This window comes from Streptococcus anginosus (assembly GCF_001697145.1).
GTDB classification, from domain to species: domain Bacteria; phylum Bacillota; class Bacilli; order Lactobacillales; family Streptococcaceae; genus Streptococcus; species Streptococcus hominis.
The window spans coordinates 942,838-964,636 of record NZ_CP012719.1 but is presented as its reverse complement, the minus strand read 5'-3'; the positions used below and the strand labels follow the sequence as shown (position 1 = coordinate 964,636).

Genomic DNA, 21,799 nt, shown 5'->3' with positions numbered 1-21,799 from the left:
TAGCACACTCCTGTATTTTTTTCAAGAAAATTATAGTTTTTCGGAAAGATGTTAGAGAAAGTTTTATACAATATCTCCTATTCAATGATTGCAATTATACAAAAAAACAAGCCGTTCCTTTAAATTAAGCGACTTGTTTTTTGCGTTTGTTTATTTCCGCTTTTTCTTGGCCTTTTTCATTTTATTTGCCATGCGTTTCATGGCTTGTTTGGTTGCAAATTCACCAATTTTTCCTTTAAGTCCGCCACCAAACATCTGGCTCATGTCAGGATTTCCAGCACCTCCTAGAGCAGACATGTCCATATTTTGAAGGGCTGACATATCCATACCGTTCATATTTGGCATATTTTTTGGTAAATTGTTAGGATTGAGTCCCATTTGCTTCATCATTTTATTCATATCACCAGACATGACACCTTGCATGACTTGTTTCGCTTGGTTAAAGTCTTTGATAAATTTGTTGACTTCGACAAAGCTATTACCAGATCCTGCAGCAATCCGACGGCGACGACTTGGATTAAGGAGGTCGGGATTTTCCCGTTCGGTAGGTGTCATAGATGAAACAATGGCACGTTTGCGGGCGATTTCGTTTTCATCTACCTTAAAATTCTTCATAGCAGGATTGTTAGCCATGCCAGGAATCATCTTTAACAAATCTTCCATTGGTCCCATATTTTGTACTTGATCCAGCTGGTCAATGAAATCGTTGAAATCAAAGGTGTTTTCTCGCATTTTTTCAGCCATCTCAAGCGATTTTTGCTCATCATACTCCTGAGAAGCTTTTTCAATCAAGGTCAACATATCTCCCATGCCCAAAATACGGCTAGACATCCGATCTGGGTGGAAAGTTTCAATATCGGTAATCTTTTCACCAGTACCAGTGAACTTGATTGGTTTACCAGTAATTTGACGGACAGATAAAGCTGCACCGCCACGTGTATCGCCATCAATCTTAGTCAGAATAACCCCAGTCACTTCCAACTGAGCGTTGAATTCGCGAGCTACATTGGCGGCTTCTTGACCAATCATAGCATCTACAACCAAGAGGATTTCATTTGGTTGAGCCAGTGCTTTGACATCGCGCAGCTCATTCATGAGCTTTTCATCGATTTGCAGGCGACCAGCTGTATCAATCAGCACATAGTCATTGTGATTAGCCTTGGCTTGCTCCAGACCTTGACGAACAATCTCTACTGCTGGTACTTCTGTGCCTAGTGAAAAGACTGGTACATCGATTTGCTGACCGAGAGTTGTAAGCTGGTCAATGGCCGCCGGACGATAAATATCAGCAGCTATCATTAAAGGACGAGCGCCTTCTTCCTTCTTGAGTTTATTAGCCAACTTTCCGGCAAACGTAGTCTTACCAGCACCTTGAAGACCGACCATCATGATAATAGTCGGGATTTTTGGAGATTTGATAATTTCTGCCGTATCAGAGCCTAATACAGCGGTCAATTCTTCATCAACAATCTTGATGATTTGTTGAGCAGGATTTAGTGTATCAATGACTTCGTGTCCGACAGCGCGCTCACGAACTTTCTTGATAAAGTCTTTAACAACTGGCAAAGCTACATCGGCTTCCAAGAGTGCCAAACGAATCTCTTTGGTCGCTTCTTGAACATCACTCTCTGAAATTTTGCCCTTGCGACGCAGATTTTTAAAAACGTTCTGTAAACGTTCAGTTAAACTTTCAAATGCCATAAATTTTATTTCTCCTAGTTAATTTCTATGTATTGGTTATTGATTTTTGGTATTTTTGAGTCGACAATTCACTATTCTCGATTGTCAATACTGGATAAAATCGAAATTTGCTCTTGTAAATAGGTGTCATCTGCATACTTTTCCATTATTTGATCAAAAATCTGACTTCTGACGATATAATCTGAATACATGTGCAGTTTCATTTCGTAGTCTTCGAGAATCTTTTCTGTTCGTTTGATATTGTCATAAACAGCCTGACGACTAACTTGAAATTCTTCAGCAATCTCAGCTAGACTATAATCATCTGCATAATAAAGCTCAATATAATTCATTTGCTTATCTGTTAAAAGTGCTGCATAAAACTCAAAAAGAGCATTCATTCGATTGGTTTTTTCAATTTCCATAAAAAATATTATATCAAAAAATACAGATAAACTCTACTAGCGAAGAGTTTTACTCACTAAAAAACACTCTTAAATCAGCAAGGGTATTTACGTATATAAAATTATGTAAAACAAATCAATTGTTTTCCAAATAAAATTCAAACCGTTCTCCCACATATTGACTTTTAACATATTCAAAAGCGGTACCGTTGTCAAAATAAGAAATCTGTGTCAAACCAAGAATGGCATGTCCTCTAGGGATTTCTAGATAATGTGCAATCTTTTCTTTGGCAAGACGAGCATAAATGGTCTGTTGAGATTTTCCGATTTTATAGTCGTGCTCTTGCAAGGTTTGGAAAAAATGCTTCGTAATTTCTTCTTTATTAAAGTTTTTGATGAATTTCTCTGGAATGGAAGCGACTTCATAAACTACGGGAATATTATCTGCATACCGTACCCGCTCCATTCGGACAACATTTTCCGTCTTTTCAATTCCTAATTTTTCGACCTCTTCTTTACTTGGCAGTGTTCGACGGTAAGAAATCAGTTGGCTTGAAGGTGTCTTGCCTTGGGATTTGATGATTTCTGTAAAGCTGGTTGTGCCGCGCATCTTTTCTTGAACTCGCGTACTGGCTACAAATGTACCACTTCCCATACGACGTTCCAGCACTCCTTCTTCTACTAAAAGAGTGATTGCCTGACGAAGTGTCATGCGACTAACTTCAAATTGTTCAGCTAAATCGCGCTCGCTTGGCAGACGTTGCCCGATTTTCCAAATTTCCTCGTCAATTTCTTTTTTTATTTGATCGTGAATTTTAATATAGGCTGGAAGCATAGTAACCCCTTTCAAGAATGGTTTCCTCTCTTCATTGTATTATCAATTGAAATAAAAGTCAATCGCTACTTAATGTTATTGGAAAAAGTCTCTATTTTGTGTTAGAATAAACAAAGAAGTTTCATTTGAGAAAGGAAAGAAATGGCAACTACAACTGAATTGCAAGATATTGAAAGAATCATTGTATTGGATTATGGCAGCCAATATAATCAGCTCATCTCACGCCGTATTCGGGAGATTGGTGTTTTTTCTGAGCTAAAAAGCAATAAAATCACAGCCGCTGAAGTTCGTGAGATAAATCCGGTCGGAATTATCCTGTCTGGTGGACCAAATTCTGTCTATGAAGAAGGCTCATTTGATCTTGACCCTGAAATTTTAGAATTGGGTATTCCAATTCTAGGAATTTGTTATGGAATGCAGCTTTTGACTCACAAATTAGGTGGGAAAGTTGTACCTGCTGGAAATGCCGGAAACCGTGAGTATGGGCAATCAGAGCTTATTCATACTGATTCACAGCTTTTTGCAAGCACTCCTGAAAAACAAATCGTTCTTATGAGTCACGGAGATGCTGTTACCGAAATTCCTCAAGGATTCGTACGAACTGGAACTTCTGCTGATTGTCCATTTGCAGCTATTGAGCAACCTGAAAAGCAGATTTATGGCATTCAATTTCACCCTGAAGTACGTCATTCTGTTTATGGGTATGACATTCTACGCAATTTTGCTTTGAATATTTGTGGCGCCAAAGGCAACTGGTCAATGGATAACTTTATTGAAATGCAAATCAAGCGAATTCGAGAAACAGTTGGCGATAAACGTGTTCTTCTTGGGCTCTCAGGCGGCGTTGATTCATCAGTTGTTGGCGTTCTCCTTCAAAAAGCTATCGGAGACCAGCTTATCTGTATCTTTGTAGATCATGGATTGCTCCGTAAGGGCGAAGCAGATCAAGTCATGGATTCTCTTGGCGGGAAATTCGGTCTTAATATCATCAAAGCAGACGCTGCTAAACGTTTCCTTGATAAATTAGCTGGTGTTTCTGATCCAGAGCAAAAGCGTAAAATCATCGGCAATGAATTTGTCTATGTCTTTGATGATGAAGCCAGCAAACTGAAAGATGTAAAATTCCTCGCACAAGGAACACTTTATACTGATGTGATTGAGTCTGGTACTGATACTGCCCAAACAATCAAATCGCACCATAACGTCGGTGGACTTCCCGAAGACATGCAGTTCAAACTGATTGAACCACTCAATACACTTTATAAAGACGAAGTTCGTGCACTTGGTACAGAACTTGGTATGCCGGATGAAATCGTTTGGCGTCAGCCATTCCCAGGTCCAGGACTTGCTATTCGCATTATGGGTGAAATTACAGAAGAAAAACTCACAACTGTACGTGAATCCGACGCCATTCTCCGTGAAGAAATCGTGAAAGCTGGACTCGATCGTGATATCTGGCAATACTTCACTGTAAATACTGGTGTTCGTTCAGTAGGTGTTATGGGTGATGGTCGAACTTATGATTATACCATTGCTATTCGTGCTATTACTTCTATTGATGGAATGACAGCAGATTTTGCTAAAGTCCCTTGGGAAGTACTACAAAAAATCTCTGTTCGTATCGTCAATGAAGTAGATCACGTCAACCGCATTGTCTACGATATCACCAGCAAACCACCAGCAACGGTTGAGTGGGAATAAAAACAAAAAAGCCAAACCTCAAGAAATAAGAAGTTTGGCTTTTAAATTTATCAGCTTATTTTCCCCACAAAAATTGAATTAGTATTTTATCTACTTCTGGATTTTCATGTAATTGGCTATGTTGTGCTAATTTACCTATGATTTTCTTTTCTTGATAAGATTTTGCATTATCGGCAACCAAGTATTTCAAGCTGCGAGATGAAGCATTTAAAACGGAACCATCTGAGCCATTTTTGTAATCACCGTAGATATTCAAAACGTCAATTTGATTTTGTGGAAAAACTTCACGTAATGGCAATAATCTTTGGAAAGTTTGTGTGACTTGATTTGGTTTCCCTGTCGTTTTATCTACTTTTACATCAGCTGGTAAGCCCATAGCTTCTAAACCGGCAGCAAAATTCGCAATATTCACTTGTTTTTGCAGCTGTGGCAAGTTCTCATCTTGAGCATGTTCTAAAAGATAATACAAAATCGACATATTCCCTAAAGAATGACCTACCATATTCATTTTTGTAAAGCCATACTTTTCCTGTAGCTTGCTGACGACAGCTTTTGCATATCGTCCAACATCAATAGGATTGCGATTGTCTTCGTAATTCACTTCTACGATTGGATTGATAGCGCCTTTGGGAATGTCTCCCCTCAACGTAACTGCACCATTTCTATCAACATTTGCTCGAATAACTGTTTTTGTTACTCCTGCTTTTTTTGCTGCATTCGTCATGTGTCGCTCAGCATTGGCACTACTTCCATAACCATGAAAGAATAGGGTTGGAGTAGTTGATTGCACATACTTCTGTCTGTCTAATTTCCCTTCAGCATTGACACGGTAAAATAAAAAAGTAGAAATAGCAATCAAAATTGTTAAAATTCCTGTAATTAGGGCTATTTTCTTCATCATGTTTAGCTTTTCTTTCTGTGAGATATATTTTTAAGTATAACATGTAACAATATAAATGACAATTGATTTGTTTGAAATGACGTTTTGGATTTAAGGCGATTTGTTGAATAGTAAAAAAGGAAAGTCCCAAAAACTCCCCTTTAGTAAACTATTAAACGTTATCATCAAACAACAAGTGAACTTTTAAAATCAATTCATTGTTTTCGCTTGTTTTGTAGTATCTACACGTTTAGCTACCCAAGCTGTCAAAATTGGTGTTAAAATCGCTGTTACAATAACGGATGCTGTTATTTGGGTGGTAGCTGTAGCTTCAACAGCTTTAAAGGAAGCATCTACAGCCGATAAAGCTGCTGGAGTAGCTATGGCACTAGCTGCTGTACTTGAAATAGCTGCACCAGCAATTCCTGATCCACCTGTAGCTTTATCTGCAAAAATAGCAAAGAAGCCTCCAACTAAGGTTGTAATGATTCCGAGTATAATACCTGGTAAACCACCTTGAATAATTTGCATAAAGCTCATGTTGGCTCCTAAACAGAATCCAACAATGATAATAATTGCTGTCACACCATTTGATAGAACTTTTTTCATATATGGAAAAGCATTTCCTAATGCAATCCCTAAAACAAGTGGTAAAATAGTTCCTACTAAACTCCAAATAGAAATGTTAGCAAGACCAGCACTACTGAGAGCTGCCATTGTCACCATCGGTCCAACACTTAAGGTAGTAATACCAACAGCACCTGCATCAATTTCATTTCCGTAAACTTCTACAATTCCAGCATACATAGCGTTATTAGCGACAGACATAGCTCCAATAATCGCCAAAGCACTTAAACCTAAAAAATTATCATTGAAGACTTTTGCTACCAACAGACCTAAAACAACTGAAACGACAATCTTAGATGTGATAATAGCCGCTCCACGCCCAACAGCTTTTGGAGTGTTCTTTAACGAGATTGTTCCTCCTATAAAGAATAGAAAAGCTCCAACGAGCGGACCAGCTCCCTGAACTATAGCGGTTGTAAAACCTCCAATTTTCAACACTTGAGGGAAAAATGTATTTATCACACAGCCGATAAACATGGGAACAATAATTGTATCACCAGGAATCTTAATTTTCTTATTAAAAATTTTCATAATCATATTTCCTCTATATATTCAAGCCTTGTTTTTATTTAACAAGGCTTGAATGCCATACATCTTTTCGATAAAAAATTAGCCATCCAGCGTGATACCGCCATCACAATCACCGATTTCTCCAGACACGAAGCTGGCTAAGTCACTAGCAAAGAAAAGAATCATTTGAGCAATTTCAACAGGTTCTGCACGACGTCCAAGTGGAATCATGTTGATGACACGCTGACTCTTTTCAGGGTCTTCTGACAATACAGTAGTCATATCCGTTCGTGTAAAAGAAGGACAAACCGCATTACATGCAATACCATATTTGCCTCCTTCTTTTGCTACTGCTTTTGTAAGACCGTTCAAACCAGCTTTAGAAGACGCATAAGCAGCTGTTCCAAGCAAACCACCGCCTAATTTTGCAGCTACTGAGGAAACATTAACAATTCTTCCCCCCTTTTGTTCAATAAAATGTGGGAAAATAGTACTAATAGTTGAAAAACAACCAGATAGGTTAATACGAATGGTGCGTTCCCATTCATCGTAAGTTAATTGTTCAAATGGTTTCGCACTAATAACACCAGCACAATTGACTAAGATATCAATTTTACCAGCTGTTGCGATTATTTTGTTCATTGCTTCTACAATAGATTCATGATTTCCTAAATCCATATAAGTAAAGCTCGTGTGTTCTGCTCCAAATTCGGCAATCACTCGTTCAGCTGCTCCTTGATTGATGTCGGCAATAATGACATTACCACCACCTTCAACAATACCGCGAACTACTTCTTTGCCAATTCCGTTTGCACCACCGGTAACAATTGCTGTTTTACCTGAAAAATTCATATTTTCAAATCCTTCCGTTTTGATTATTATAGAATTCTACGTGATTATTATAGCACTCTCGTTTTAAAAATAAAAGTAGAAATATGAAATATTTTAAATATTTAGAAAAAACAATCTTTTTGCTGTTTTCTATTACTAATCTAAAAAGGTTAGAAAACAAAGCTCTCTAACCTTTTGATTTATTAAAACCAATTCATCACTTTCATGATGTGCATATTCATCTGAACTTGTCGGGAGTAATAATAATTCCCACCATTGATATAGAGCTTAGAGCCATGAAGGAGGGCGATGGGATGGTAATAAGGATAGGTTTTGCCGGTCACATTTCCTAAACTTGGTGCAACAACATTTTTAGAGTATTTTTTTGCCAAACCAAGGGTATTTTCGCCACCGTGTTTTGCAATGTAGTCAATATAGGAGCGACCAAAGTTATAGGCTTGTACAGCGGTCCAAACGTCTACTTTCTTTTCTTGAGCTACATTTAGATTCGTGGATAGGGTCTGAACGCCTTGACGAATGCTTTCTTTATTATCTAAAATAGAGTTTTTCTGACCCGTCGCACTTTCACTAGATTGCATGACATCAGAAACTTTTCCCTTTGTTTCAGTATAAATCATAGCAAGGACTAGTTCCTCATTGGCTGCAGTATCTTGCTCGTCTAGCACTTCTCTCACTAAGCTACGGTAGGTCATCACTTGCTTGACATCATGATGAACTTGAACAAGCTTGTAACCAACAAAGATTAAAAGAATGAGAAGGATCAATTTTCTAAGAATTTTAAACATTATTTACTTTGAATATCTTCTATGTTTTTGATGAGAATGGAATAGGTTCCATTCTCGTTTTGTATGAATTCTACGGATTCCGCATCTTGATAGATGTTATTGGGGACAATAAGCTCAATTCCATTTGAAAGAGAGAGCTTTTGGTTTTCAAATTTTTTCTTCTGACGACTACTATCAATTTCATCAAATTTAACAGTTTCTGGAATTGTTTCCTTAACCTGATCAATAAAAGTCAAACGAGCTGTCAGATTGTTATCAAACAAGTCATCTGCTAATTTTTCCGGTGATAATTCATCATTTTCTTCTAAATTTTTGAAAATAGACGATTTAACCTTGGATTGAAATTGAAAATCATCCTGATTAAAACTTTCTGCAACTTTTTGAGCCGTTTTTTCTAAGGCTTTGATAGATTTTTTAGGAGAAATTTTAGGATTGACTTGTAACAGATTATCAGAAAAATAATTGAGAAAAGCACCATTGTATTTAATCCGTTTTTCAATCAAATGGTATTTACGTGATTGAAGATTGATAACCAAGGCTTCATCGGCACCTGTACCAAATCCCGGCAAATTGTTCTGGGTAATCTTGATAGGATTGTCTACTTCTCCACCCAAGTGAGTGAGTGTTTCTCGCAGAGCAATCCGCAAAAAAGCAAAATGCTCCACGCCTTCCTTATCAAATTGAACAAAAATCAAATCATTGGTTTTCTGATTTTCGCTCACCGAAAACTCCTCTTTCCAGAGATTGGCAATACTGACAGAGGTTTCTAAAAGGTCTTTTGTAATATGTGATAAAAAGACACTATCTTCGGTAAAAATACCTGTTTTGGCCTCATCTGAATAGACACGTTCAATCTTCTTGCGAAGATATTCTTCGATCTTAGGAGTAATATTGAGATATTTATCTGCTAAAAGAAGGTCGGTGTCTGATGGACTAAATTGATGAATAATAGCTTTTTTTACGTAAATGTCCATTTCAGTCCTCATATAGTGGAAAGGCATCGGTCAATTCTTTAACTTCTGCACGGACTTGCTCTAAAACAGCTTCGTTGTTTGCATTCTCTAAAGTCTTGATGATCAATTCTGCTACTTTAGTACTTTCAGCTACCCCAAAGCCACGAGCTGCAATAGCTGCAGTTCCAATACGAATGCCACTTGTTTTAAATGGAGATAAGGTTTCATAAGGGATAGAGTTTTTATTAAGAGTAATATGAACATCATCCAAAAGGTTTTGAGCGACTTTCCCATTTTCAACGACTTTGGTCACATCCACAAGGAAAAGATGATTCTCCGTACCGCCTGAAATGACACGGAAATTACCATGTTGTTGGAATACTTGAACCATTGCCTTAGCGTTATCCAAAATCTGCTGAGCATAAACTTTGAAATCTGAATCCAATACTTCTTTGAAAGCAGCTGCTTTAGCTGCTACGACATGCTCTAGCGGTCCTCCTTGAATTCCTGGGAAGATTGCGGAATTGATCTTTTTCGCCAACTCTTCATCATTGGTCAAAATTAAGCCACCACGAGGTCCTCGAAGGGTTTTATGAGTAGTAGTTGTCGTAATATGTGCATACGGTACTGGACTTGGATGCAAACCAGCGGCAACTAAACCGGCAATATGAGCCATGTCTACCATGAGTTTGGCTCCGACACTATCTGCAATTTCACGGAATTTAGCAAAATCAATAATATGTGAATAGGCAGAAGCACCTGCAACAATCAATTTAGGTTTGACTTCTTTAGCCTGCGCCAAAATAGCATCAAAATCTAAAAGTTCAGTTTCAGGATCGACATTATAAGGTACAAAGTTGTAGGTTTTTCCAGAGAAGCTAACAGCTGCGCCATGTGTCAAATGTCCGCCTGCTGCAAGATCCATTCCCATTACTGTGTCGCCTGGCTCAATTAAGGCCATATAAGCCGCACAATTCGCCTGACTGCCTGAGTGGGGTTGAACATTAGCAAATTTTGCTCCAAAGATTTCTTTAGCACGTTCAATCGCTAAAGTTTCAATCACATCCACAACGTCCGTACCACCATAATAGCGACGGCCTGGATAACCTTCGGCATATTTATTGGTTAAAATAGAACCTTGTGCTGCCATAACAGCTTTTGAAACAACATTTTCTGAAGCAATCAATTCAATATTGTTTTGCTGACGTTTTTCTTCTGCAGCAATGGCTTCCCAAAGCTCAGCGTCATATTCTTTATAGTCTTTATGGTCAAAAAACATAAGAGTCTCCCTTCTCTTAAAGCGGGGCTAAAACCTATTTAGTCAAGGTTTAGAAGTGAATTTCTGGAATTTTAGCGAGAATTTCTTCGCAAGTGACAGCACCTTGGCGTAGAATATATGCTGTTTCACCAGATAAATCCAAAATAGTTGAATCCTGTCCTGTTAGAAAAGCATCATCTTCTATACCAAGAACTTCGTAATTGAAATCGGTCATAATTTGCTGGAAGTTTACTCCGCTACTCTTTCCAGATAAATTTGCGGACGGACCAATGAGAGGTCCAAATTTTCTAATCAAGTCCAATGTTTTAGGATGACTAGGGACACGAAAACCAATTGTTTTCATACCTGAATTTACCCAAACTGGGACTTGTTCATTAGCTTGTAAAATAATGGTCAAAGGACCTGGTAGAAAGGCTTGATAAAGTTTTTTTAAATACTGAGGCTGATGTTTGGAAAATTGATAAATTTCTTCTAAACTTGAAACATTTAAATTCAAAGCCTTTTCGCGAGGTCTGCCTTTTAAGTCATAGACATGACTGACAGCCTGTTCATCCAGTGCCTTACAAAATAAACCATATACAGTCTCCGTTGGCAGCACGACTGCTCCTCCGCTGCTCAGCATTTCTTCAATTTTATCCATTATCTACCACTACCATTCTATCTTTTCCGAATTGATCTTGCAAGACGCGAATTCTCATTTTTGGAAATGCAGACTGAAATAGTTCTTTTACATGTTCCCCTTGTTTGTAGCCAATTTCGAGATAGATTTTACCTTTTTCTGTCAAATGTTTTTGGGCGTTCTCAGCAATTTTTCGATACACAGCATACCCGTCTTCTTCAGCAAAAAGAGCAAGATGAGGTTCTGAAGCAAGGACATTTAGTCCTACTTCTTCTCTGTCCGTTTCTGAAATATAGGGCGGATTGGATACAATAATATCATACTTTCCTGTAATTGCCTGAAAACAATCAGACTGAACAAAATCAATCGCTACATCAATTGCTTCTGCATTTTCTTGCGCCAAATCCAGAGCATCTTGGGAAATGTCGGAAGCCGTGACCTGCCAATTCGAACGCTCGGTAGCCAAAGAGAGAGCAATTGCTCCGCTTCCAGTGCCGATATCCAAAACCTTTATATTGGTATTAGGATTTTCAGACAAGATAAGGTTGACCAATTCCTCGGTTTCTGGTCGGGGAATCAGCACTCGTTCATCTACTTTGAACGAGTGTCCATGAAATTCTGCGTTCCCAATAATGTATTGGGCAGGTCTATGAACTAATAATTGAGATTGAATCTTTTTCAGTAATTCTATATCATCTGCTGTTGCTTCTGCCTGCATTTTCAACACAAATTGGGTAAAAGATAAGTTTTTCGAAATTCGAAAAGTAAAGGAGAGACTTTCAGCTTCTTCGCCAATTGCTTCAAGCTGTTTTTTCATTTCAGCAAGAATTTGAGCTAATTTCATTATTTATTCAATTCTTCTAGTTTTTGTGTTTGGTCATACAATACCAAGGCATCCACGATTTCATCTAATTTCCCAGCTAAAATCGTATCTAGCTTTTGCAGCGTTAAACCGATACGGTGATCTGTCACACGATTTTGTGGGAAATTATAGGTACGAATTCGCTCTGAGCGATCTCCAGTACCAATAGTTGATTTTCGCTCAGCATCTTGCTCGTCTTGCGCAATTTGCGCAAAATGATCCGCTACACGCGCACGGATGATCTTCATAGCTTTGTCACGATTTTTTTGCTGGGTTCGTTCTTCCTGCATTTCAACCTTGATATTTGTCGGCAAGTGAACAATCCGAACGGCTGTTGCAACTTTGTTGACATTCTGACCGCCAGCACCAGAAGCGTGATAAATGTCAATCCGAAGATCTTTTGGATCAATATCGTATTCCACTTCTTCAACTTCAGGCATGACTAAGACTGTGGCTGTCGAAGTGTGAACTCGTCCTTGACTTTCTGTTACTGGGACACGTTGTACGCGATGAGCACCTGATTCGTATTTTAATTTGGAATACACGGATTGACCAGAAACCATCGCTACTACTTCTTTGAAGCCACCGACTCCATTCATAGAAGCTTCCATAACCTCGAATTTCCAACCTTGCGATTCAGCGTATTTTTGATACATTGTCAGAAGATCACCGGCAAAGAGCGAGGCTTCATCACCTCCTGCTGCACCACGGATTTCTAAGATGATGTTTTTATCATCATTTGGATCTTTTGGTAAGAGAAGAATTTTCAATTTTTCCTCGTATTCTTCTTTTTCAGCTTTTGCATCTTTGAGCTCTTGCTTTGCCATTTCTTCCAAATCAGCATCGCCAGAAGCGTCTTTGATCATTTCCTCGGCATCTGTGATGTTTTGGAGCACCCTTTTATATTCACGATAAGTTGCTACCGTATCGCGTGTACTTGCTTCTTCTTTGGACAATTCCATAAAACGCTTGGTGTCACTAACAACATCTGGGTCACTCAGAAGTTCCCCCAGCTCTTCGTAACGATCTTCAACGGCTTGTAGTTGTTCATAAATATTCATCGTTTGCTACACCTCTCCTTAACTCTTCATTTCGTCAATTTCTGGCTGAAAATAATGCTTCCGACAGACAGGAATATATGTTTCATTCCCACCGATTTGAATCTGCTCCCCTTCATAGACCGGCTTACCATTCGTTGTTCTTAATACCATGGTTGCTTTTTTGGAGCAAAATTGACAAATCGTTTTAATCTCATCAATTTTATCTGCTAGAAGCAGGAGATATTTGGAGCCTTCAAATAACTCATTGCGAAAATCATTTTTCAAACCAAAAGCCATAACTGGTACATTTAATTCATCAACTACTCTTGCCAAATCATAGACATGATGACGAGAAAGAAACTGAGCTTCATCAATCAATACGCAATAAGGCTTTTCAGGCATTTCTTGAATAAAGCGGAAAATATCAGTATCTTCTGCTATTGCAACTGCTTTTCGCTTCATGCCAATACGACTAGAAACAACGCCGAAACCGTCACGTGTATCAAGTGCGCTCGTCATGATAACAACACCTTTGCCCTGTTCTTCATAGTTGTGTGCTACTTTTAAAATTTCGATTGTTTTGCCCGAGTTCATCGTGCCATATTTATAATACAACTGAGCCATTTTCTTTAATTCGTTTCAAATTCTCCAATTTTTAATACTTCTTATTTTACCATATTCTGACACGCTTTAAAACCTAATTTATGATAAAATAAAAATATCAAAGATAAAAAGGAGAAACACTATGCCATTTGTCAGAATTGATTTATTTGAAGGACGCACGTTAGAACAAAAGAAAGCTCTTGCAAAAGAAGTTACTGCCGCTGTCGTAAAAAATACTGGCGCGCCACAATCTGCTGTTCATGTCATCATAAACGACATGCCAGAAGGGACTTATTTCCCACAAGGTGAAATGCGTACAAAATAACAAAAAAGAATCTTGGATAAAAATCTGAGATTCTTTTTTTAATTCAGAATGATAAATGATGTAGATGCAACATTTAAGCTAATTTCTTTTTTTGAATATGATTAAGACGAAGTTGGTATAAAATGCCACTAACAACCAGACTAGAAATTAAACCAATCCAATAAGCAAAGGGACCTAAATTTGTCATGTAATCCAATAGTAATCCAACTGGTAACGACACACCCCAATAGCCAATCAAGCCCAAATAAAATGGAACTTTTGTATCCTTGTATCCGCGTAAAATCCCTTGAAGTGGTGCTGCAAAAGTATCTGCTAATTGAAAAAATAAACTGTAAGTTAAGAAAATAGACGTCAAACGTATAAATTCTTTGTTGGTTCCATACAGTGAAGCGACTTGATAACGGAAAAGATATAAAAATGTCAGCGTGAAAACAGCGAACCCAAGTGCAGTCAATCTTCCCAAAACACAATATTTTCTGACATAGTCTAGGCGCTTTGCGCCAATTTCGTAAGAAACGATAATCGCCATAGCATTAGAAATGCTCATAGGAAAAGCATACATAAGATTGGAAAAGCTGATAGCCGATTGGTGACTGGCAATGATTAACGAAGAAAACTTAGCCATGAGCAAACCTACGACTGAAAATATCACAACTTCTGCAAAGACAGTCCCACCAATAGGAAAACCGAGACGAATCCCTTCCTGCAATCCTTCTTTGTCCAAAGGTCGAATTTTCCATAATTGATATTTTTTAATTCTAGGATGTCTTTTGGCAACTACTACCGAAAGGATTAACAGCACCCAGTAAGCCAACGAAGTCCCCAGCCCCGCTCCTGCTCCGCCCATTTCTGGGAAACCAAATGCCCCATAAATTAAAATGTAATTAAAGCTGGCATTCAATGGTAGTAAGAGCAACATAAGGTACATGGATAATCTTGTCAATCCTAATGCGTCTAATAAAGAGCGTACAACACTAAATAAAAGCAAAGGGATAATACCAAATGCCAAATACCAGAGATAATGTATAGAGACTTCTGCTACTAGTGGTTCTAAGCCAATATTGGACAAAACAAGCGGTGCACCTAAAAAAACGAGTCCAAACAAGAGAAGAGACAAAACGAGAGATAAATAAATAAACTGATAAAAATCAGAAGCGATTTTTTCTTCTTGTTTTCGTCCCAGATGGTGTCCAATAATCGGAACCAAGGCTGAGACAATACCAGTCAAAAAAGTAAAAAACGGACTCCATAAGCTAGTCGCCATTGACACTCCCGCTAAATGCAAAGTATGGTATTGCCCTGTCATGGTTGTGTCCACAAAAGAGGCCGAAAAATTAGCCAGTTGATAAATCAAAATTGGCAAAAAAATCGAGATAAATAGGGTCATTCGTTCTTTTAAATTGCGAGCTTGGTACATAAAATCTCCTCAAATTATTCCTTCTCTCTTAACTATACTATAAGCACTCAGAATAGTCAAAAAAGCTAGGAGGAAATCCTCCCAGCCTCTTTTCAAACTCTATTTCTTCTCACGATTTAAAATAAGATTCAATACAATCGCAATGACACTTGCCGTGACAATTCCGTTTGAGAAAAACATTTGCAAGCCAGTTGGCAAACTGTTAAAAAGATTACTTCCATTTAAGCCAACTCCAGCGGAAATAGATACAGCAGCAATCAAGAAATGGTGTTCATTGTGTTCAAAATCAACTCGTGCTAGCATTTGCATTCCCTGAACAGAAACAAAACCAAACATGACAAGCATGGCACCACCGAGTACAGGACTTGGAATAATTTGTGCCAAAGCTCCGAATTTTGGTAATAATCCTAACAAGACTAAGAATCCTGCTGCATAATAGATTGGTAGACGTGTTTTAATTCCAGAAAGTTTGACTAAACCAACATTTTGTGAAAATCCTGTATAAGGGAAAGTGTTAAAAATACCGCCAAGAAGTACTGCAAGTCCTTCTGCACGATAACCATTTCGCAGACGAATGCTATCTAACTTTTCGTTTGTAATATCTGAAAGTGCAAAATAAACACCTGTTGATTCTACCAAAGAAACTGTTGCAATAATACACATCATGATGATGGATGAAAGTTCAAACTTAGGTATTCCAAAATAAAACGGTGTTGGAACATGTACAAGAGGGGCTTGAGTTACTGGCGCAAAATCTACTAAGCCCATAAAGCTAGCAATAATCGTTCCAATAATTAAGCCAATCAGAATGGAAATGGATTTAAGAAAGCCTTTCGCAAAGATATTTACTAACAGTATAATTAAAATCGTAACAGCAGCTAACAGCAAACTTTGTGCAGTGGGCTTTTCACTATTATTTCCCATATTGCCAATCGCAACAGGAATAAGTGTCAAACCAATGGTTGTAATGACTGAGCCCGTCACAATCGGTGGGAAGAAATTAGCAATTTTAGAAAAAATTCCTGCAATCAAAAGAACGTAGATACCGGAAACGATGAGCGCTCCAAACATAGCTCCACTTCCATGTTTTTGACCAATCATAATCAGAGGTGCAACCGATTGGAAAGCAACGCCAAGTACGACTGGAAGGCCAATTCCGAAATATTTATTGAGTTGCAATTGCAAAAATGTTGCCACACCACACATAAAAATATCTGTAGAGATGAGATAGGTCAGCTGTTGGCTCGAATAACCTAGCGCACCAGCAATCATAATGGGTACAAGGATTGACCCAGAGTACATTGCCAATAAGTGCTGCAAACCTAAGACAGCCGCCTGTGAGTGTTTTTCTTCTTTCAGTTCCATTATGCATCAGCCTCCATAAATACAACTTTTCCATTTTCAAATTTTTGAATACGAGCCAAAGAAACGACTTTTCGCTTATCTTCTTCTAGTAACTTTCTTCCTTCTTGGAATGATTTTTCAATCACAATGCCAATCGCTTCCACATGGGCACCTGATTGTTCAATGATATCAACTAGCCCCTTAGCTGCTTGCCCATTTGCTAGGAAATCATCGACAATAAGCACTTTATCGTGACGATTTAAAAATTTCCCTACAATCGATACCGTACTTGTCACTTGTTTGGTAAAAGAATAAACCTCGGTCGTTAAAATTCCTTCCGTCATAGTGATGTTTTTTGACTTTTTCGCAAAAATCATTGGAACGCCCAATGCTTCTGCTGTATAAATAGCAGGTGCGATGCCAGATGCTTCAATTGTCACAACTTTTGTAATACCAGCCGAGCGAAAATAGGTTGCAAACACTTTACCAATTTCTTTCATCAAGTTGAAATCGACTTGGTGAGTCAGAAATGAATCCACTTTTAAAATATTTTCTCCTAAAACATTTCCGTCTTTTAGGATGCGTTCTTCTAATAATTTCATAAAATCTCCTTTTAGAAATAACAAAAGACTTGCCAAAAGCAAGCCTAAAACAATTGGTTAACCAACTGAATACAAAATTCCTTCCTAAAAAATATAGCAGGAAAGTTGAAGACTTACTTATTGTTAGACATTAGGTGCCTTGTAGAAACATTACGCCAAATTCGTAATATAAATAAGTAATTATTTTATTGTTAATGAGCGTCACCATTCCAAATGGAATTTTTCACAATGACGTAATCTACGTGCTTAAGACCAGCTAAATCTCTTCCGCCGGCATAGGAAATAGCACTTTGCAAGTCCTGCTCCATTTCAACTAAAGTGTCAGCTAAATGTCCTTTAACTGGTAAAAGAATTTTCTTTCCTTCCACATTCTTATAAGCACCCTTTTGGTACTCTGAAGCTGAACCATAATACTCTTTAAATTGTTCACCATCTACTTCGACCGTTTGACCTGGGCTTTCGATATGACCTGCAAATAGGGAACCAATCATCACCATAGTAGCACCAAAGCGAATGGATTTGGCAATGTCGCCGTGCGTACGAATGCCACCGTCCGCAATAATCGGTTTGCGTGCAGCTTTTGCACACCAACGAAGAGCAGCTAATTGCCAACCTCCTGTACCAAAGCCAGTTTTTACTTTTGTGATACAAACTTTTCCTGGTCCAATGCCAACTTTTGTTGCATCTGCTCCAGCGTTTTCCAGCTCACGAACAGCTTCTGGTGTCCCGACATTTCCTGCAATCACGAAAGTATCAGGGAGTTCTTTTTTGATGTGCTGAATCATATCAATCACACTATCTGAATGTCCATGCGCAATATCAATCGTGATATATTCTGGTGCATCTTCTTTCAACTGGCTAACGAAATTATATTCATAATCTTTCACACCAACCGAAATGGAAGCAATCAGTCCTTGCTCATGCATGCGCTTGATGAAAGGAATACGGTCAGATTCGTCAAAACGGTGCATGATGTAGAAATAGCCACTTTTCGCCAATTTTTCTGCTACATCTTCATCCAGAATTGTTTGCATATTAGCTGGAACAACAGGAAGTTTGAAGGTGTGATTTCCAAAAGTAACTGTCGTATCAGCTTCTGACCGACTTTTGAGGATACATTTATTAGGAATCAATTGAATGTCTTCATAATCAAAAATAGGAAATTCGTTCAGCATGTCACTCTCCTTAAATAGTAAATTGTATGCAAAAATGACCTACCTATGCTTTCACATCGCTACGTCTTTCCTGACGTTTCCTTTAGTATTATAACATAAGGTACAGAAATTACAATATAATGACGTATAATATTTTTTATCGTTCGGAAATTATAGATTGTTCTTTTAGGTTCTAAAAAAGAGGTTTCCCTCTTTTACAATAGCAAATCTTTAATGCGTCCAATATCTGATTTTTTCAAGACTACATAAATCATATCTCCTAGATACAGGCGCGTGCTACCATTCACTGTTTGATTTCTTCCGTTGTGACGTTGCATGGTAATTAGAATATCTTTTGGTAATTCCAATTCATGAACTTGCTTGCCGGCTATTTTCTCAGAAACAGGAATTTCGATAAGCGTTGTCTCACTATCATCTGCCATGCTATCTGGAAGCAATCGCTCTAGCATAGCCTCATACACAGGTGCTCCACCCAGTAAATCCATTACAACGTATGCCACTAAAGTCACTAGACCAAGAGGCATGAGGTTTCGTATATCACCAACCATCTCAGTCACCAAAATGATGCCAGTTAGCGGAGCCTTTGAAATGGCACCAAAGTAGCCACTCATACCTAAAATAATAAAAATGGGAAATTGCTCTTGAGTTGCAAAGCCTAATCGCACACAAACGACACCAACAATTGCTCCCAAAAGAGAGCCGAGAGCTAAAATGGGTAGAAAAATACCACCAGGAAGCCCACTACCATAACTAATCATACTCCAGATAAAGCGAATAACAAAAAACATCACTAATGTTAATAGCAGATAGTGTTGACTGGTTAAAGAGAGAACCAGTTGATTGCCACCGCCTAAAAGCTGTGGAAGGAAATATCCTACTGGTAAAATGAAAATAAAGGCTATAATAGGATAATATTGCGGAGAAAGATGCAACATTTCACCAATCATATCATAAATACGAGGCATGGCTAGAACAACTTTTTCATATAAAAATCCTGAAAAACCAAGAAAGATTCCTAACAACAAATAAAGCCAGTATTGCCCTAGCCCCATCAGAGGAATATTATCTGGCATATTTAATACAGGGGTCATTCCAAAAATCATAAGCGAAACAAAATTCGCTGTTAAACTTGCCGCCAAAGACGAGACCCAAAAGAAACGCGAAAAATGATGATAGACTTCCTCAATAACAAACAGTAAACCCGCAATCGGAGCATTAAAAGCTGCTGCCAATCCTGCTGCCGCTCCACTAGCAATCAAAGAACGCTCTTCCACAGGGCTTAAATGAAGATGTTTGGCGATTCCCTTTCCACCCATTGCTCCAAGTTGAATACTGGGTCCCTCACGTCCTAGCATCAAGCCGCTTGCAATGGCTAAAACACCAAGAATGTACTTTTTCCAAAGGACACTCCACCAAGATAAAGTCATCAGCCCTTTCAGCTCTGCTTCTACTTGCGGAATTCCAGAACCTTTAATATCCTTTTCCGAGAGCGTTAACTTTGCACTTATCCAAATCACGCAAGCATAAAATAACAAAATAAAAGCAAACCAAATCATACTATCATGACCTTGCTGATAGAAATATTGAATGATATGAAATCCCTTTTCAATCAAAAAACGAAAAGAACCAACAATTGCACCCACGATAATCCCGACTAAAATTCCTCTTGAAACTTGCAGAATAATCGAACTAGATGTAAATGCAAATTCTTTCTTGGTATTTGATATTCCTTTTTCTGTCTGAACAGACATCGTTGCCTCCCAAATATGTTCTCTCTCTATTTTAGCATAATTTTTCTATTTTTATTATTGCTTGCAGAATTTGTTTTAGAGAATGAAATTCTAAATAAAAAATCAAACCAGCCTCATACGAAACTGGTTTGTAAACTCAATATCTTATCTTTATTTTTCAGCCGTCAATGCTGCCATTGTAATGTAGTTATAAGGTTTATTAAAGTGTGGCAGGAAGAAAATATCTGTCAAAGCTAGTTTATCAATGGTCACTTTTTCTTGGATTGCAAGTGAGAAGAGATGAATGCCCATTGAAATATCTTCGTGTGAAGCCATTTGTGCTCCAAGGATGACACGTGTATCTTTATCAAATACGATACGAATGGCTACTTCATGGTTATCGTGTTTGATAAATTCTGGCTTTTGAAGGTCGTTAAAGCCAGTTTCAACCGCATTGTAGCCAGCAGATTTTGCTTTTTCCAAGGTCAAGCCAGTTGAAACCATTTTAAGGTCGTAGATGTTGATACCGTTTGAGCCTTGCACACCAATACCTTCTAATTCATGACCGGTTGCATTGTAAGCTCCAACGATACCTGAACGGACAGCGTTTGAAGCAAGTGCAATGTAGCTCATTTCATCAAGGGCGTTGTCATAAATCGTCGCACAGTCACCAACTGCGTAAACTCCTGGAATGCTTGTTTCTTGTTTTTTATCAACAAGGAAGGCACCATTACGGAAAAGTTCAATCTTGCCAGCGCCAAGGGCAGTGTTTGGTCGGAAGCCAACAGCCATAATGACCATATCTACGTCAAACGTTTCTTTATCTGTTACAATACGTTCAACTTTGCCTTCGCCTTCAACTGCTTGCACAGTTTGACCGTAGGCAAGTTTAATGCCGTGATCTGCTAAGTTTTTACTCATCAAGTCAGATAATTCACGATCGTAGTAACCAGCAAGGCAAGTATCTGCCACATCAATTAAGATTACTTCTTTTCCAAGGCGTTCAAAAGCTTCTGCGAGTTCAACACCAATGTAGCCGGCTCCAACAACAGCAACGCGATTGATTCCTTTATTGTTTTTCAGCTTTTCAATGACTTCTGCGGAATTTTGATACAATTTTACAAACTGAACGTTTTCCAGAGTCGCTTTAAATTCGCGATTCCCTTCAACAATTTCAACACCTTTAATCGGCGGAATGATTGGTTGTGAACCAGTCGCAAAAATCAATTTGTCATAAGATTCAAGATGTTCTTGACCGTTTACAAGTGCGGTCACTTCTTTTTTATCATAATCAACTGATAAAACAGGGCTTCCCATGTAAACTTTAGCACCTTTTGCTTCAAGTTTTTCCTTATCTGAATAGAACAATCCTTCTGGACCATCAATTTGCTTACCAATCCAAAGCGCCATTCCGCATCCTAAAAAAGAAATGTTTGAATTTTGGTCAAACACAACAACTTCGTTTTCATTTCCGAAGTTGTCTAACATCGTATTGATACAAGCTGTACCAGCATGGTTGGCACCGATAACAACAATTTTACTCATAGAGCAATTCCTACCTTAATTTTTAATTTAC

At 38.2% G+C, this 21,799-nt stretch carries 21 protein-coding genes and 1 riboswitch; of the genes, 2 read left to right on the top strand and 19 right to left on the bottom strand.

The genetic code is table 11. The features are described from left to right. Positions 1–150: 150 nt before the first annotated feature. From ffh to SanJ4206_RS04690, 3 genes are all read right to left on the bottom strand, one after another. On the bottom strand, positions 151–1,701 hold the full coding sequence (ffh, locus tag SanJ4206_RS04700) for a signal recognition particle protein (RefSeq protein WP_022525125.1): 1,551 nt from the start codon (positions 1,699–1,701) through the stop codon (positions 151–153). Positions 1,702–1,772: 71 nt separating this feature from the next. Continuing rightward, on the bottom strand, positions 1,773–2,105 hold the full coding sequence (locus SanJ4206_RS04695; protein WP_003024506.1) for a putative DNA-binding protein: 333 nt from the start codon (positions 2,103–2,105) through the stop codon (positions 1,773–1,775). A 115-nt stretch (positions 2,106–2,220) separates the two neighbouring features. Beyond that, positions 2,221–2,919 carry a GntR family transcriptional regulator gene (locus SanJ4206_RS04690; RefSeq protein WP_003029701.1) on the bottom strand — a complete coding sequence of 233 codons (699 nt, stop codon included), beginning with the start codon at positions 2,917–2,919 and terminating at the stop codon, positions 2,221–2,223. Positions 2,920–3,060: 141 nt separating this feature from the next. On the opposite strand from SanJ4206_RS04690, the gene guaA reads away from it, so the two are divergent. Then, entirely contained in the window at positions 3,061–4,620 is a 1,560-nt protein-coding gene (guaA, locus tag SanJ4206_RS04685) for a glutamine-hydrolyzing GMP synthase (protein ID WP_003029705.1), read from the top strand. Positions 4,621–4,675: 55 nt separating this feature from the next. Here guaA and SanJ4206_RS04680 read toward each other — a convergent pair whose 3' ends face one another. The 10 genes from SanJ4206_RS04680 to SanJ4206_RS04635 form a co-directional block, all read right to left on the bottom strand. Continuing rightward, positions 4,676–5,521 carry an alpha/beta hydrolase gene (locus SanJ4206_RS04680; protein WP_003029707.1) on the bottom strand — a complete coding sequence of 282 codons (846 nt, stop codon included), beginning with the start codon at positions 5,519–5,521 and terminating at the stop codon, positions 4,676–4,678. A 189-nt stretch (positions 5,522–5,710) separates the two neighbouring features. Beyond that, a complete protein-coding gene (locus SanJ4206_RS04675) occupies positions 5,711–6,658 on the bottom strand; it encodes a 2-keto-3-deoxygluconate permease (protein WP_080554330.1) in 948 nt (315 codons plus the stop codon). Positions 6,659–6,736: 78 nt separating this feature from the next. Next, the gene (locus SanJ4206_RS04670) at positions 6,737–7,489 is read right to left on the bottom strand and encodes an SDR family NAD(P)-dependent oxidoreductase (protein WP_003029712.1); all 753 of its coding nucleotides are present in this window, start codon (positions 7,487–7,489) and stop codon (positions 6,737–6,739) included. Positions 7,490–7,671: 182 nt separating this feature from the next. Further along, positions 7,672–8,274 carry a lysozyme family protein gene (locus tag SanJ4206_RS04665; protein ID WP_003029715.1) on the bottom strand — a complete coding sequence of 201 codons (603 nt, stop codon included), beginning with the start codon at positions 8,272–8,274 and terminating at the stop codon, positions 7,672–7,674. Next, on the bottom strand, positions 8,274–9,248 hold the full coding sequence (locus SanJ4206_RS04660) for a nucleoid-associated protein (RefSeq protein ID WP_003042638.1): 975 nt from the start codon (positions 9,246–9,248) through the stop codon (positions 8,274–8,276). The genes SanJ4206_RS04665 and SanJ4206_RS04660 overlap by 1 nt, the downstream gene beginning before the upstream one ends. Before the next feature lies 1 nt (position 9,249). Further along, a complete protein-coding gene (glyA, locus tag SanJ4206_RS04655; protein ID WP_022525124.1) occupies positions 9,250–10,506 on the bottom strand; it encodes a serine hydroxymethyltransferase in 1,257 nt (418 codons plus the stop codon). A 49-nt stretch (positions 10,507–10,555) separates the two neighbouring features. Further along, a complete protein-coding gene (locus SanJ4206_RS04650; protein WP_003029723.1) occupies positions 10,556–11,146 on the bottom strand; it encodes an L-threonylcarbamoyladenylate synthase in 591 nt (196 codons plus the stop codon). Further along, a complete protein-coding gene (prmC, locus tag SanJ4206_RS04645; RefSeq protein ID WP_003029726.1) occupies positions 11,139–11,969 on the bottom strand; it encodes a peptide chain release factor N(5)-glutamine methyltransferase in 831 nt (276 codons plus the stop codon). The genes SanJ4206_RS04650 and prmC overlap by 8 nt, the downstream gene beginning before the upstream one ends. Continuing rightward, a complete protein-coding gene (prfA, locus tag SanJ4206_RS04640; protein ID WP_003029728.1) occupies positions 11,969–13,048 on the bottom strand; it encodes a peptide chain release factor 1 in 1,080 nt (359 codons plus the stop codon). The genes prmC and prfA overlap by 1 nt, the downstream gene beginning before the upstream one ends. Before the next feature lie 18 nt (positions 13,049–13,066). Continuing rightward, positions 13,067–13,651, bottom strand: a complete 585-nt coding sequence (locus SanJ4206_RS04635) for a thymidine kinase (RefSeq protein WP_003029730.1) — start codon at positions 13,649–13,651, stop codon at positions 13,067–13,069. Positions 13,652–13,754: 103 nt separating this feature from the next. Here SanJ4206_RS04635 and SanJ4206_RS04630 point away from each other — a divergent pair, with 103 nt between their 5' ends. Further along, positions 13,755–13,955, top strand: coding sequence for a 4-oxalocrotonate tautomerase (locus SanJ4206_RS04630; protein ID WP_224785091.1), 201 nt, complete (start codon positions 13,755–13,757; stop codon positions 13,953–13,955). A gap of 73 nt (positions 13,956–14,028) precedes the next feature. Here SanJ4206_RS04630 and SanJ4206_RS04625 read toward each other — a convergent pair whose 3' ends face one another. The 6 genes from SanJ4206_RS04625 to nox all read right to left on the bottom strand — a co-directional run bounded on the left by SanJ4206_RS04625 (position 14,029) and on the right by nox (position 21,768). Beyond that, a complete protein-coding gene (locus SanJ4206_RS04625; protein WP_003029735.1) occupies positions 14,029–15,372 on the bottom strand; it encodes an MATE family efflux transporter in 1,344 nt (447 codons plus the stop codon). Positions 15,373–15,471: 99 nt separating this feature from the next. Continuing rightward, positions 15,472–16,737 (bottom strand): nucleobase:cation symporter-2 family protein, encoded by a 1,266-nt coding sequence (locus tag SanJ4206_RS04620; protein WP_003029738.1) that lies wholly within the window; start codon positions 16,735–16,737, stop codon positions 15,472–15,474. Further along, positions 16,737–17,318: a xanthine phosphoribosyltransferase gene (locus SanJ4206_RS04615; protein WP_003029741.1), complete on the bottom strand. Its 582-nt coding sequence runs from the start codon at positions 17,316–17,318 to the stop codon at positions 16,737–16,739. Before SanJ4206_RS04615 ends, SanJ4206_RS04620 begins: the two co-directional genes overlap by 1 nt. A 100-nt stretch (positions 17,319–17,418) precedes the next feature. Continuing rightward, positions 17,419–17,514: riboswitch (purine riboswitch) on the bottom strand. Further along, on the bottom strand, positions 17,510–18,493 hold the full coding sequence (gene guaC / locus SanJ4206_RS04610) for a GMP reductase (protein WP_003029743.1): 984 nt from the start codon (positions 18,491–18,493) through the stop codon (positions 17,510–17,512). Its footprint overlaps the riboswitch before it by 5 nt. A 194-nt stretch (positions 18,494–18,687) precedes the next feature. Further along, the gene (locus SanJ4206_RS04605) at positions 18,688–20,244 is read right to left on the bottom strand and encodes a ClC family H(+)/Cl(-) exchange transporter (protein WP_003029745.1); all 1,557 of its coding nucleotides are present in this window, start codon (positions 20,242–20,244) and stop codon (positions 18,688–18,690) included. A 150-nt stretch (positions 20,245–20,394) separates the two neighbouring features. Continuing rightward, entirely contained in the window at positions 20,395–21,768 is a 1,374-nt protein-coding gene (nox, locus tag SanJ4206_RS04600; RefSeq protein WP_003029747.1) for a H2O-forming NADH oxidase, read from the bottom strand. Positions 21,769–21,799 lie beyond the last annotated feature (31 nt).

Bases quoted from the DNA above. Each gene is read 5' to 3' on its own strand.
- ffh (WP_022525125.1), bottom strand. From the start codon at position 1,701: ATGGCATTTGAAAGTTTAACTGAACGTTTACAGAACGTTTTTAAAAAT.
- SanJ4206_RS04695 (WP_003024506.1), bottom strand. From the start codon at position 2,105: ATGGAAATTGAAAAAACCAATCGAATGAATGCTCTTTTTGAGTTTTAT.
- SanJ4206_RS04690 (WP_003029701.1), bottom strand. From the start codon at position 2,919: ATGCTTCCAGCCTATATTAAAATTCACGATCAAATAAAAAAAGAAATT.
- guaA (WP_003029705.1), top strand. From the start codon at position 3,061: ATGGCAACTACAACTGAATTGCAAGATATTGAAAGAATCATTGTATTG.
- SanJ4206_RS04680 (WP_003029707.1), bottom strand. From the start codon at position 5,521: ATGATGAAGAAAATAGCCCTAATTACAGGAATTTTAACAATTTTGATT.
- SanJ4206_RS04675 (WP_080554330.1), bottom strand. From the start codon at position 6,658: ATGAAAATTTTTAATAAGAAAATTAAGATTCCTGGTGATACAATTATT.
- SanJ4206_RS04670 (WP_003029712.1), bottom strand. From the start codon at position 7,489: ATGAATTTTTCAGGTAAAACAGCAATTGTTACCGGTGGTGCAAACGGA.
- SanJ4206_RS04665 (WP_003029715.1), bottom strand. From the start codon at position 8,274: ATGTTTAAAATTCTTAGAAAATTGATCCTTCTCATTCTTTTAATCTTT.
- SanJ4206_RS04660 (WP_003042638.1), bottom strand. From the start codon at position 9,248: ATGGACATTTACGTAAAAAAAGCTATTATTCATCAATTTAGTCCATCA.
- glyA (WP_022525124.1), bottom strand. From the start codon at position 10,506: ATGTTTTTTGACCATAAAGACTATAAAGAATATGACGCTGAGCTTTGG.
- SanJ4206_RS04650 (WP_003029723.1), bottom strand. From the start codon at position 11,146: ATGGATAAAATTGAAGAAATGCTGAGCAGCGGAGGAGCAGTCGTGCTG.
- prmC (WP_003029726.1), bottom strand. From the start codon at position 11,969: ATGAAATTAGCTCAAATTCTTGCTGAAATGAAAAAACAGCTTGAAGCA.
- prfA (WP_003029728.1), bottom strand. From the start codon at position 13,048: ATGAATATTTATGAACAACTACAAGCCGTTGAAGATCGTTACGAAGAG.
- SanJ4206_RS04635 (WP_003029730.1), bottom strand. From the start codon at position 13,651: ATGGCTCAGTTGTATTATAAATATGGCACGATGAACTCGGGCAAAACA.
- SanJ4206_RS04625 (WP_003029735.1), bottom strand. From the start codon at position 15,372: ATGTACCAAGCTCGCAATTTAAAAGAACGAATGACCCTATTTATCTCG.
- SanJ4206_RS04620 (WP_003029738.1), bottom strand. From the start codon at position 16,737: ATGGAACTGAAAGAAGAAAAACACTCACAGGCGGCTGTCTTAGGTTTG.
- SanJ4206_RS04615 (WP_003029741.1), bottom strand. From the start codon at position 17,318: ATGAAATTATTAGAAGAACGCATCCTAAAAGACGGAAATGTTTTAGGA.
- guaC (WP_003029743.1), bottom strand. From the start codon at position 18,493: ATGCTGAACGAATTTCCTATTTTTGATTATGAAGACATTCAATTGATT.
- SanJ4206_RS04605 (WP_003029745.1), bottom strand. From the start codon at position 20,244: ATGTCTGTTCAGACAGAAAAAGGAATATCAAATACCAAGAAAGAATTT.
- nox (WP_003029747.1), bottom strand. From the start codon at position 21,768: ATGAGTAAAATTGTTGTTATCGGTGCCAACCATGCTGGTACAGCTTGT.